The following is a 12,293-nucleotide window of genomic DNA, read 5'->3' as shown; positions in this document are numbered from 1 at the left end:
GCTCATCGCTGATCCGCGGGCGCGCAGGCTCTTCTCGCAGCAGGCAGGAGGACCTGATGACGGCTTTGCGTGACCTTTATCCCATGCCCGGTATCGACCCGCACTGGCATGTGCCGAACGAATTTGAGTCCGTGTTCGACTGGCGCTTCGACGAGGGCCGCACCACGCTCATGCACCTGTACCAAAAGGGTAAGGACATGCAGTGGGATGCGGTGGACCGCATCGACTGGGAGCTGGATCTGGACCCTGAGAACCCGATGGAAATGCCCGACGAGGCGGTGTCCATCTATGGCTCGGACATCTGGAACAAGATGAACAAGGCTGAGCGCATCGAGCTTCGCCGTCATACGCAAGCTTGGAACATCTCGCAGTTTCTTCAAGGCGAGCAGGCGGCGCTTCTCGCCGCTTCCAAGATCGTTCAGGCGGTGCCCGATCTCGACGCCAAATTCTACGCCGCCACGCAAGTGATGGACGAAGCGCGCCATGTGGAAGCGTATCGCAAATTGCTGGGCAAGTTCGGCGTCGCCTATCCCATGACCGACCCCTTGCAGAGCCTTGTGAACGACGCGCTGTCGGATTCGCGCTGGGATGTGACCTATCTTGCGATGCAGGTGGTGATTGAAGGCCTGGCGCTGGCCGCCTTCGGCACCATCCGTGATTTGGCGCAGAACCCGCTGGCGCGCATGGTCAATGCTTATGTGATGGAGGATGAGGCGCGCCATGTGGCTTTCGGGCGCTTGTCGCTGCGCGATTATTATCCTCAGCTGACACAGAAAGAGCGCGATGAGCGCGAAGAGTTTCTGGTGGACGCCTGCTATCTCATGCGTGATCGGATGACGCGCTCCAAGGAGATCTATGAGGTCCTGGGCTTGCCTGAGAAAGAGTGCCAGGACTTCACCGAGAACTCCGATATCGTCAAACTCTACCGCACCTTGCTGTTCCAGCGCATTGTGCCCATCGTCAAGGATATCGGCTTGTGGGGGCCAAAGATCCAGCGCGCCTATGAGGATATGGGCGTGCTGCATTTCGCTGAACTCGACCCACAGGCGCTTCAGGATGAAGACGAGCGCATCGCCCGTGAAATCGACGGGGACCGAACGGGCCAGGTGGACGCCGCCAAAGCGCGCCGCGACTATATCCATGCGGTGGCGGCGGAAGGCGCCGCCGGGGCTGCGGAATAGAGCCAGAGCCTTTCAGAGCTTGCCTCACTCGTCGCCCTGGCCTGTACGCTGGGGCGGCGATTTTTTTGACTGAAGCCTTCTGGAGTGAGACCTTAACGCCTGTTAAGACTGACCCGTCTGAGGGGGCGCATTCATCATGGTCTGGCGAAATTGGATAGCAGGTCTGACGCTTCTGGCGTGTCTGTGCGCCAGCCAGGCGCAGGCGACGGGCCGGAACTGGACAGCGCGCTGGACTGATGCGGAAGTGGATGCGCTCGGCTATGCATTGGCGGAGGCGTGGACCCATGGACTTGATCCGTCCGCCTATCCCGATCCTGACGCCTTGCGCGCCTTACCTTATGGCGCAGAGCGCGATGAGCGCGCCCGGGCTGTGTGGTTTGCCCTTGCCGAGGATTTGGCCTTTGGCGTGGTTGATCCGCGCGCACTGGATCCTGACTGGACCGCGCCCATCCGTGATGTGGACCTGTTGACGGTTTACGCAGAGGCGCGGGAGGGGGCGGGGATTTATGAAAGCCTTGAAGCGCTGGCGCCGTCTCATCCCGATTATCAGGCACTGCGGGCGGAGCTGGTGCGCCGGGCGGCTTTGCAGGACGCACCCATCCTCGTGCCGCCAGGCGAAGGCGCGCTAAGTCTGGGTGATGCGGGGCCGCGGGTTGACGCCTTGCGCGCCCGCTTGCGGCAGCTGGGCCTGGTGTCGGGCGAAGCCGCGCCGGGCGCACCGTTCGACGCGCGTCTCGAGAGCGCGGTGATCCGGTTTCAGACTCGGCATAATCTGGCGGCGGATGGTGAAGCAGGCGCGTCCACCCTGTCAGAGCTGAACGCCGGAGACGCCCGGCGGATCAGCCAGATCCGGATTAATCTGGAGCGCTGGCGCTGGCTTCCCGCCGAGCTGGGGGCGCGTCATATCCGGGTGAACATCGCCGATTATGGTCTTGAGGCGTGGGAAGAGGGCGCGATTGTGCGCACCCATGAAGTGATGATCGGCCGGCGCTATTCGCGCACGCCCATATTCTCTGAAGACATGTCCATCATCGAGATCAATCCCTACTGGCTGACGCCGACCAGCCTGGGCGCGCGCTGGCTGCGCAGTTTCCGCACCAGTCCGGGTTACGCTCTGTCACAGGGGTATCGTCTGGTGGATCTCGATACCGGCGCGCGCGTGAATCCCTATGACGCAGACTGGGCGAACCGGCGGTACCGGGTCATTCAGGTGCCTGGGCCGAACAACGCCATGGGTCGGGTCAAGTTCCTGTTCCCGAATGTCCATAATGTCTACATCCACGACACGCCGCACCGTGAGTTGTTCGCCAACGCCCAACGCGACGATTCCTCCGGATGCGTGCGGGTTCAGAACCCTGAAGATCTGGCGATCTGGATCCTCTCCGGGGAGGGGTGGAGCGCAGAAGAGGTGGTCCAGGCCTTTGACTCCGGCCAGACGCGCCGGGTTCGGCTTCGCAATGTCATTCCGGTTCACATCCTGTATTTTACGGCTGTGTCTGATGAGCTGGGCCGGATCCGTTTCATACATGACGTCTATGGCCGTGATGTGGCCCTGGTTGCAGCCTTGTCGGACCCGCCGCTTTATATCCCGCCCCAACAGCGCGCGCCCGACGAGAATGATGATGCTGAGGACGGGGGTGAAGATGACGCTGCGGGCCAGCCGGAGCTCGCAACCGCCCCCTCGCTCTGACAGGCGGAGCTTTTAGGGGCGGCCTGTCTACACACGGTATTTGCCAAGTTCATCGTCTCTGACTACACCGCAGACTTTGTTTGTTCAGACAAAGGTCCGCAGCCATGCGCCATTTCCTGTCGACGGAAGACTGGTCCCGGAATGAATTGCAATCGATCCTGGATCGAGCGCGAGAGCTCCGATCCAGCCCGATGGGCAATGCGCTGAAGGGCAAATCAGTCGCCCTCATGTTTTTCAACCCGTCGCTGCGTACGCGGTCGAGCTTCCAGATCGGCGTACAGCAACTGGGCGGCATCGCCATCGTGCTGGATGCGCAGGGCCAGACCTGGCCGGTTGAGTTTGAAGAGGGCGCGATCATGGATGGCGGCCCTGAAGAGCATATCAAGGAAGCCGCCCGCGTGTTGTCGCGGTATGCGGACCTGATCGCCATTCGCTGTTTCCCTAAATTTCAGGACTGGGAGACTGAGCGCGATGACCCGCTGATCACCGCCTACGCCAAACATGCGACGGTGCCTGTGATCAACATGGAGACGATTGTTCACCCCTGTCAGGAGCTGGCGATGATGCTGGCGCTGCAGGACCGCCATGGCGATGTGGCGGGCAAGGATTTTCTTCTGACCTGGGTGCCGCACCCCAAGCCGCTTAACACAGCGGTCGCCAATTCCGCCGTCCTGATGGCGTCCAAGATGGGCATGAATGTCCGTATGCTGATCCCTGATGACGTCTATCAACTCGATGAGCGCTATATGGACGCCGCAGAGCGTTTCTGTGGTGAAAACAACGCCCGGTTCTCCGTCACGACAGACATTGAAGAGGCGTATACCGGCGCCCACGCCGTCTACGCGAAAAGCTGGGGCGCGCTGCCGTTTTATGGCGCTTGGGAGGGGGAAGCCCCCTACCGCGCCAAAGGGGCGGGCTTCATGATCGACGACGCCAAGATGGCGCTGACCGACGCTGCGACCGTCAGCCACTGCCTGCCCATGCGCCGCAATGTGAAGATCGCCGATTCCGTGGTCGACAGCCCGGCTTTCCTGGGCATCGAGGAAGCGGAGAACCGCCTTCATGTACAAAAGGCGATGATGGAGCGCCTGGTTCAGGGTTCTGACGGATGACGGACGTGAAATCCTTTCCCGAACGGGGCGGCGCCAACGCGCCGGTCCGGTCCGCCATCGTGCAGCTTTTGTCCAATATGCGCGACGGCAAGGAAATCCGCGAATATCTCAATCGGTTTTCCGAGCTCGATCAGGAACGCTTTGCGGTCGTCAAAGTCGGCGGCGCGATCATCGAGGAAGATCTCGATGCGCTTGCCGCCGCGCTTGCTTTCCTGCAATCGGTGGGGCTTGCGCCCATCGTCGTGCATGGCGGCGGACCGCAACTGAACGCCACGCTGGAGGCCGCGGGCTTTCCTGAAGAGCGCAAGGACGGGCTTCGGATCACCCCGCCCGAAGCCATCAGCACCGTGCGAGATACGCTGACCGCGGTGAATTTGAAACTGGTGCAGGCGGTGCGTGATTGCGGCGGCCGGGCGGCCGCGGTGCCCTCTGGCGTGTTTGAAGCCGAGCTGATCGACGAGGCGGGGCTGGGCCGGGTGGGCGAGCCCACCGGCGTCCGGCTCGATCTGGTCGCGGCGGCGGCGAAGGCCGGCCAGGCGCCGATCCTGACCTGTCTCGGTGATACGTCTGATGGGCGTCTGGTCAATATCAATGCCGACAGCGCCGTGCGAGCGCTGGTCCACAAGCTGCAGCCTTATAAAGTGGTTTTCCTGACCGGGACGGGCGCGCTGCTTGATGCGAACATGCAACCGATCTCGGCCATCAATCTCGCCACTGATTATGATGACCTGATGGCGTCAGACTGGGTGGCGGGCGGCATGCGGCTCAAGCTCCAGGAGATCAAGCGCCTGCTTGATGATCTGCCGCTTTCTAGCTCGGTGTCGATCACCCGGCCTGATCAGCTGGCCAAAGAGCTGTTCACCCATGCCGGGTCGGGAACCCTGGTGCGTCGCGGTGAGCGCATGCTGGAACTCGAAACGCTGGATCAGCTTGATCAGGAGCGCACGCGGCAATTGATCCGCAAGGCCTTCGGGCGCGCGCCGGTGGCGTCATATTTTGACAGCATCGACTTTGACCATGCCTTCGTCACGGAAAACTACCGGGCAGCGGCGATCACGACGCGTCTCGATGACATGGTCTATCTCGACAAGTTCGCCGTGCTCGACGAAGCGCGCGGAGAGGGGCTGGGCGGGGCGGTCTGGCGACGTCTGATCGCATATGCGCCGCGTCTGTATTGGCGTTCGCGCACCCATAATCCGGTCAACGAGTTTTATTATGCGACCTGTGAGGGCGCGGTGAAATCGGGGCCCTGGACGGTGTTTTGGCGCGGGGAGGATGATCTGAGCAAACTCCCGGCGCGGGTCGAGCGGATCGCTGCCCTACCAGCGACCCTTGAGGAGGGCGGGTCATGAAAACCCTCGGGCTGGTCGGCGCGCGCGGGCATACCGGGCGCGAGCTTATCCGGTTGATCGCAGAGCGCGATGATCTGTCGCTCAGCTTTACTGTCTCTCGCGCCATGGATGGCCAGCCCGTCAGCGATCTCGCTCCCGAAGCGCCGTCTGGCCTTCTGTTTGAGGCGCTCAGCCCTGACGAGGTGGCGCAGCGCCAGTGCGACGCCGTGATCCTCGCCATGCCCAATGGTCAGGCCGCCCCCTATGTGGCGGCGATCGAGGCGACCAAGCCTGAGACGGTCATCGTCGACCTTTCAGCGGATTATCGCTTTGACGAAACGTGGGTCTATGGCCTGCCGGAATTGTATGGCGAAGCCAGGATCAAGGGCGCGACGCGCATCTCAAATCCGGGCTGTTACGCCACCGCCGGGCAATTGGCGGTCGCCCCGATGCGGCCGCGTCTGGCGGGGCCGGCGCATCTGTTTGGGGTTTCGGGGTATTCTGGCGCCGGCACTACGCCCAATCGCCGCAATGACGTGACGGCGCTGAAAGACAATCTGATGCCCTATGCGTTGCTGGGCCATATCCATGAGCGCGAGATGAGCCGTCATCTCGGTCATGACGTACGTTTCAGCCCCCATGTGGCGGCGTTCTTCCGCGGCATTGTACTGACGGCGCAGATGGAGTTCTCCGAGCCGGTGACGGCGGACGCGTTCCGCGCGGCCTATGACGACGCCTTCGGAGATCAGCCGCTGATCCGAATCCAGGAGGACGCGCCGGAAGTCATTGAGGGCGCGCATAATCCGGGTGCGGTACTGGGCGGCTTCGCCTTTAGCGAGGATGGCCGCCGGGGCGTCATGGTGTGCGCACTCGATAATCTGCTCAAGGGCGCGGCGGTCCAGGCGATGCAGAATCTGTGTCTGGGGCTGGCGCTGCCCGGATTCGAGCCGCAGCAAAACTGACGCCTTCGTGACTTGGCGGTGAGCGGCTTTGCTCCAACTCTATAGGGGTGAACCCTTATGGAGGCCCTGATGAAAGCTGTCCTCACCGCCCTGTGCGCCGCGATCACCCTGTCCGGCGCCGCCTGTGCGCAGTCAGACGATTATGTCCGCCCGGCCCAGGCCGCAGGTGCTGATTTGCCTGAGGGCCTGGACCATGCCGTTTTCGCCTCCGGGTGTTTCTGGTGCACGGAAGCGGATTTTGAAAAGCTCGACGGCGTCGTGGAAGTGGTGTCGGGCTTCGCCGGCGGCACGGAAGCAAATCCTGATTATTATGACGTGGCCCGCGGACGCAGCGATCACCATGAAGCGGCGCGTGTGATCTATGATCCCAGTGTTGTCAGTTATGAGGCTTTGCTGGATCACTACTGGCGCAATGTCGACCCGTTTGATGACGGGGGACAGTTCTGTGATCGCGGATCAGGCTATGCGCCGGGCATTTTCGTCGCCAACGCCGAGCAGCGCGCTGCAGCCGAAACCTCCCGCCAATCGGTTCAGGCGCTGTTTGAGCGTTCGATCATCGTGCCGGTCGAGGATCTGACCACTTTTTGGCCAGCGGGCCTCGAGCATCAGGACTATTATCTGGAACGCCCGGCGCGCTATCAGCGCTATCGCTTCGGCTGTCGCCGCGATGCGCGTTTGCGCCAGATCTGGAACGGTGTCGAATAGCCGCTAGTTCGATCCGGCGCGCATGTCCACGACCCGGTCTTCATAGGCCGCGTCGCGTTCGCGCCGTTGGTGGCCCTGCGCCAGAAATACCTGATAGATACGATAACGGTCTCCGCCCAGAGCGATCGAAATCTCGTCCACCTGTTCAAACTGCGCGAAATCCCAATCCATCAAAGGGGCTTCTTCGGGGCGCTCGGAAATGATCAGCACCGGCTCTGCATAGCCATCGGGAAGGGGCCAGGTTTGTTCGGCGAAGTTCTGGGCGTAGGCGGCGCGCACCCACATGAACACCTGGCCGTCAAAACCCTGTCCATAGCGCTGCATCTGGTGAAAGTCGTTGCGGTTGTCATAGACCAGCGCCGCGACGTCTTGCTCTTGCGCGATGCGCTCGACCGCCTGCACGGTTTCAGGCCAGCCGCGCACGCGTTTGAAGGCGTTGGCGAGACCTGCAGCGTCTGACAGCGGCGTGGACGCGGCGAACGCCATCAAGGCCAGCCCCGCGACCGTATGAAGCGCCAGCGAGCCATACAGAACCCAGCGCCGCCAGACCGGGCCTCGCAAAAGAAATGCGATGACCAGGATCAGCCCGGTCAGATAGGCGGAGGCGGCCCAGTTGGCGTGCGCCCGGCTGATGAAGGCCTGGACAGCGACGATGATTAGCACGGGCAGGCAGAACGCCAAGAGCATCAGGCGTGGCCGGGCCGCGTCCCAGTTCAGCGTGGTCGCGCGAAACGCTGACACGGCCGCCGTGATCAGGATGATGAAGAAGAGCGGGCCGAAGACGCCCAGCTGACCGATCAGGAAGTCCGCCAGCTCTTCTGGATGAAACAGGCTCCCGCTCCAGTTGGCGTTGGCGGCGGTATGGCTGACTGTGGCGAAGTCATGCTGGGCGTTCCAGATCACATTGCCCGCGATGATGACGCCGAACAGCGCCAACGCCGCGGCGCCCTGACGTGAAATCAGGGCGCGCCGTGATGGGGCGTCGATGACTGCGCTGATCGCGAGCCCGATCAACAGATAGATCGCCGCGTATTTGGACAGGAAGGCGTAGCCTGCCGCAGCGCCCAGCAGCAGCGCAAAACGCCAGTCCGGGCCTTCACGCAGGCGCACCAGTGCATAAAGCGCTGTGCTGAAGCCCGCCATCAACACAGCATCGGTCGAAATGATGGTGGAGGAGAGCCAGACCGCCGGCAGTGTCGCCCAGCCCAGAGCCGTGAAGGCGCCGATCCTGGCGTCAAACAGACGCGCAGCGGTCAGCCCCAGCATTACGGCGGTGAGGGTGTGAAGAAATGGCGCCGCCAGCCGCACCGCCCAGTCGGCGTTCCCGAACACAGCCGTGGTGGCGGCGATGATCCAGGCGATCATGGGCGGTTTGGAGAAATACCCCCAGTCCACATCCCGCGACCACAACCAGTACTGGGTCTCGTCCGCATACAAGCTGTTGGGATCGGCGAGCAGGACCAGCACCCGCAAGATCAGAAGGCCGCCCAGAACGAGAGCGGTCAAACGCAACCAGTGAAGCGGCGACGAATCTGAGGATGTGGGTCTGATCTTGTTCATGACAGGCTTCATGCGTCTGCGCCGCGCATCTGTCAAAGCCCATCCCTTTCGACGCAAAAAGAGTGGCCGATATGCAACGTTTCCGGACGGGGTTTTGCGAAGCAACATATCCGGAAAGGTGCGTTTGAGCAGACTCAGGCGTTAACAGGTTCGGGGTGTGATCCTGAATCTCCTTGCGAGCACACACTAATGCTGAGTTAACGGCGCAGGGATGACGCTCTGTCGACGGAATGCCGCCCAGAGCGCCGTTACAAAACCTTCATAAACTCGTCACTGAACCGTTAGCGCCCGATTTTAAGGCCCCCCTCGAAGCATGGGCGGAGTGCCCGTGTTGTCCATCAGGTCGATTTTTAGGGGACCCTCCACAATGGCGATGTTCAAAAAGTTCGCTTACGGCGCTTCGGTGGCCGCGCTTGCCGCGCTGGCGCCGGTTGCCGCCGTGCATGCACAGACCACGTCTGCAAACCTGCGTGGCGAGATCGTTGACGGCTCCGGCGCTCCGGTGTCCGGCGCGACCGTCACCATCATCCACAGCCCGTCTGGCACAGCGTCGCGCGCTGTCACCAACGAAACCGGTCAGTTCTTCCAGTCCGGTCTGCGCGTTGGCGGTCCGTACAGCATCATCGTTGCAGCGCCTGGCTTCCAGGGTGAAGCTCTGGACGGCGTCAACCTGCGTCCGGGCAACCAGTCCCCGCTGACCCTGACCCTGAACCCGCAAGCCGCTGATGTCATCGTGGTGACCGGTCAGGCCATCAACACGTTGGACCTGAACAACGGCGTTGGCTCCAACTTCTCCGCTGAGGACATCGCTAACCAGCCGTCCGCCAACCGCGACGTGATCGGCACCCTGGTGCGCGACCCGCTGGCGTTCTCCAACGGCGAAGGCCAGCTCTTTGTCGCTGGCGTGAACCCGCGCTTCAATGGTCTGGCCATTGATGGTTCGCTGCAGCAGGACGATTTCGGCCTGGGTTCGAACACGTATGCGACCGAACGCTCCCCGATCTCCTTGGATGCTGTGGAATCGGCGTCGCTCGTGGCCTCTGACTACTCCGTCACGGCTTCCGGCTTCACCGGTGGTCTGGTGAACATCACCACCAAGTCGGGCACCAACGAGTTCGACGGCACCGCTTACTATTACTACCAGGACGAAGAATTCTTCGGTGACACCATCGACGGTCAGTCCGTCAACACCGCTGAGTTTGACGAAAAAGAATACGGCTTCACGCTGGGCGGCCCGATCATCGAAGATCGCCTCTTCTTCTTCGTGTCCTATGACGAGTTTGAATCCGGTTCCGGCCAGGACTTCTCTGTCGGCGACGCCAATGACGGTATCGAGCTGGGCCTTTATGACGCCCTGAACCAGTTCGTACTGGACAATACCGGTTACGACATGGGCGGCCGTCCCACCGTCGTGTCTTCCCCGGTGACCTCCGAGCGCTTCATCGGCAAGCTTGACTGGAACATCAATGACGACCACCGCGCGTCGTTCACCTACCAGTCCACCGAAGAAAACGGCGCCAGCATCGATCGTCAGGAATTCGCCACCGCGGCGTACGACATTCCTGTCGAGCTGACCTCTTACTCGGGTTCTGTGTTCTCTGACTGGACCCCGAACTTCTCCACCACCGTGCGCGCCACGTACAAGGAATTCTCCCGCGGTCAGAACTGCCGTGCGGGCAGCGATGCGCCGCATCTGGAATTCCGCCTGACGCCGTCTGATCTGGCCGGCACCGCGCTTGACGGTCTGCTGTCCCAGGGCGGTGAAGAAACCTTCGTTGGCGGCTGTGACCGTTTCCGTCACGCGAACGTCTTCAACGATGAGCGCCTGCAGCTGTTTGCGGAAGGCAACTACATCCTGGGCGATCACCTGATCACCTTCGGCGGCGAATACGAAGACTACTCGCTGTTCAACCTTTTCGTTCCGAGCTCCAACGGTCGTTTCATCTACCGTTCGCTGGACGAGATCACGAACAACACGCCGCAGATCGACTACATCAACGCCAACACCAATGACGCCAATGATGCGGCGTCCTCTTGGGGCCTTGAGAAGTTCACCGCCTTCATCCAGGACACCTGGCAGGTGCGTGACGATCTCGAGCTCAACTTCGGCCTGCGTTACGAGTACTATCAGCAGGACGACACCCCGCCGCTGGACGCCAATGTGGACAGCCTTTACGGCGCTGGCACCACCGGCCAGACCCTGGACGGCCTGGACCTGATCATGCCGCGCGCCAGCTTCCGCTGGGAGCCGAATGATCGCACCACCCTGACCGGCGGCTTCGGCCTGTTTGCCGGCGGTGAGCCGAAAGTGTGGATCTCCAACGCATTCCAGGGCGCCACGGCGTTCTCGCGTCAGTCCTCTGGCACCCCGATCACCAGCTTCGCCATCCCGCAGACCCTGCTGGACACGGTCGCTGGGTCTCAGGGTTCTGTGATTGACGTCATCGGTTCTGACTTCGAAATCCCGTCCGATTGGAAAGCATCGCTGCGCGTGGATTACGATCTGAACCTTGAGCGTTTTGGCATGGGCGACGGTTACCTCCTGTCCGCGTCCTGGCTGTACACCACCCCGCAAGACGCCTTTATCTGGCGTAACCGCGCTCAGACGGACCTGGCGGCGGCTCTGCCGACCGGCGTGGCGCCGGATGGCCGCACCATCTATGCGGACCTGGACGATCTGGGCATCGCCAACCTGACCGAACTCAGCAACGCTGACGGTTCTGAGAGCCACGTGTTCTCGGTCGCCGTTCAGAAAGACTATGAGAACGGTATCGGTTTCTACACCAGCTACGCCTATCAGGATGTGGACTGGGTTTCCGAAGGCGGGTCTTCGCGCGGCATCTCCAACTGGCGCGGTCTGTCTGCGATCGACCGCAACAATCCCGAAGTGCGCACCTCCTTCTGGGAGATCGAGCACTCCTTCAAGATTGGCCTGTCCTATGAGCGTGAGATCATCTCTGATCTGACCTCGCGTGTGGACCTGTTCGGCCAGATCCGTTCGGGCGTTCCGTACTTCCTCAGCTATGACGTCAGCGGTTCGAACTCCCTGTTCGGTCGCGCCGGTGCTGGCGAAAGCCCGTTCGACAACAACCCGATCTACGTGCCGACCCGCGGCGGCGACGCCAATGTGGTCTTCGCGAGCGGCTTCGACACCCAGGGCTTCTATAACCTGGTGGATCGCGTCGGCGCCTCTGAAGGCGAAATCATGCCGGTGAACAGCGCCTCTGCGGCCTGGAACCAGCAATGGGATTTCCGCTTCACGCAGGAACTGCCGGGCATCCCGGGCGTCGACCGTTTCGTGGGCGACAACAACTTCCAGTTCGTTCTGGACATTGTGAACCTGCCGAACCTGCTGAACTCCGATTGGGGCTCTCAGACCAACTCGCCGGGCAATGGCCAGTTCACGACGGTTGACGCAGACCTCGTGTCTGCCGCTGACGTGGCCCTGAACGGTGTGGACGGCGCTTCCGCCCTGCGCGGTGACGACATCCGCACCACCTGCACCACGCAGGCGTCCTGTGTGTACCGCTACAATGATTTCCGGGCTGCTGGCCGGGATATCAACACGCTGGACCGCAATGACTCGGTCTATGAAATCCGCGTCGGCCTGCGTTACGAGTTCTAAGATCTCTAACGCCGATACGGCACGATTACGGGAAAGGGCGGCTCTTTGGGCCGCCCTTTTCTTTTTATGCAGCGCAGCCTTCATCAGTGCGCCGGTCGTCGCAAAACTGTGACCGCGGCGGGATATG

Annotated in this window: 8 protein-coding genes; 7 read left to right on the top strand and 1 reads right to left on the bottom strand. The window is 61.8% G+C overall.

From position 1 onward, the window contains the following. The first annotated feature begins 56 nt into the window (after positions 1-56). From ACP154_RS02720 to msrA, 6 genes are all read left to right on the top strand, one after another. Positions 57-1,181 (top strand): ferritin-like domain-containing protein, encoded by a 1,125-nt coding sequence (locus tag ACP154_RS02720; protein WP_133723976.1) that lies wholly within the window; start codon positions 57-59, stop codon positions 1,179-1,181. Positions 1,182-1,317: 136 nt separating this feature from the next. After that, a complete protein-coding gene (locus tag ACP154_RS02715; protein WP_421857118.1) occupies positions 1,318-2,871 on the top strand; it encodes a L,D-transpeptidase family protein in 1,554 nt (517 codons plus the stop codon). A 104-nt stretch (positions 2,872-2,975) separates the two neighbouring features. Beyond that, positions 2,976-3,983, top strand: coding sequence for an N-acetylornithine carbamoyltransferase (locus tag ACP154_RS02710; protein WP_421857120.1), 1,008 nt, complete (start codon positions 2,976-2,978; stop codon positions 3,981-3,983). Continuing rightward, positions 3,980-5,335, top strand: coding sequence for an acetylglutamate kinase (locus ACP154_RS02705; protein ID WP_421857122.1), 1,356 nt, complete (start codon positions 3,980-3,982; stop codon positions 5,333-5,335). Before ACP154_RS02710 ends, ACP154_RS02705 begins: the two co-directional genes overlap by 4 nt. Then, positions 5,332-6,276, top strand: a complete 945-nt coding sequence (gene argC, locus ACP154_RS02700) for an N-acetyl-gamma-glutamyl-phosphate reductase (protein WP_421857124.1) — start codon at positions 5,332-5,334, stop codon at positions 6,274-6,276. Before ACP154_RS02705 ends, argC begins: the two co-directional genes overlap by 4 nt. 69 nt (positions 6,277-6,345) lie before the next feature. Then, the gene (gene msrA / locus ACP154_RS02695) at positions 6,346-6,981 is read left to right on the top strand and encodes a peptide-methionine (S)-S-oxide reductase MsrA (RefSeq protein WP_421857126.1); all 636 of its coding nucleotides are present in this window, start codon (positions 6,346-6,348) and stop codon (positions 6,979-6,981) included. A gap of 3 nt (positions 6,982-6,984) precedes the next feature. On the opposite strand, the gene ACP154_RS02690 is transcribed toward msrA, so the two are convergent. Beyond that, positions 6,985-8,541 (bottom strand): ArnT family glycosyltransferase, encoded by a 1,557-nt coding sequence (locus tag ACP154_RS02690; RefSeq protein WP_421857128.1) that lies wholly within the window; start codon positions 8,539-8,541, stop codon positions 6,985-6,987. Between the two features lie 367 nt (positions 8,542-8,908). Between ACP154_RS02690 and ACP154_RS02685 the strand changes: the two genes are divergently transcribed. After that, positions 8,909-12,166, top strand: coding sequence for a TonB-dependent receptor (locus tag ACP154_RS02685; protein WP_421857130.1), 3,258 nt, complete (start codon positions 8,909-8,911; stop codon positions 12,164-12,166). Positions 12,167-12,293 lie beyond the last annotated feature (127 nt).

It is taken from the genome of Oceanicaulis sp. (assembly GCF_965249665.1).
In the GTDB taxonomy this organism is placed as follows: Bacteria; Pseudomonadota; Alphaproteobacteria; order Caulobacterales; family Maricaulaceae; genus Oceanicaulis.
The sequence above is the reverse complement of the archived record's forward strand: the minus strand, read 5'-3'. Positions and strand labels throughout refer to the sequence as shown.

Coding starts and splice junctions, on each gene's coding strand:
- ACP154_RS02720 (WP_133723976.1), top strand. CDS start 57: ATGACGGCTTTGCGTGACCTTTATCCCATGCCCGGTATCGACCCGCAC.
- ACP154_RS02715 (WP_421857118.1), top strand. CDS start 1,318: ATGGTCTGGCGAAATTGGATAGCAGGTCTGACGCTTCTGGCGTGTCTG.
- ACP154_RS02710 (WP_421857120.1), top strand. CDS start 2,976: ATGCGCCATTTCCTGTCGACGGAAGACTGGTCCCGGAATGAATTGCAA.
- ACP154_RS02705 (WP_421857122.1), top strand. CDS start 3,980: ATGACGGACGTGAAATCCTTTCCCGAACGGGGCGGCGCCAACGCGCCG.
- argC (WP_421857124.1), top strand. CDS start 5,332: ATGAAAACCCTCGGGCTGGTCGGCGCGCGCGGGCATACCGGGCGCGAG.
- msrA (WP_421857126.1), top strand. CDS start 6,346: ATGAAAGCTGTCCTCACCGCCCTGTGCGCCGCGATCACCCTGTCCGGC.
- ACP154_RS02690 (WP_421857128.1), bottom strand. CDS start 8,541: ATGAACAAGATCAGACCCACATCCTCAGATTCGTCGCCGCTTCACTGG.
- ACP154_RS02685 (WP_421857130.1), top strand. CDS start 8,909: ATGGCGATGTTCAAAAAGTTCGCTTACGGCGCTTCGGTGGCCGCGCTT.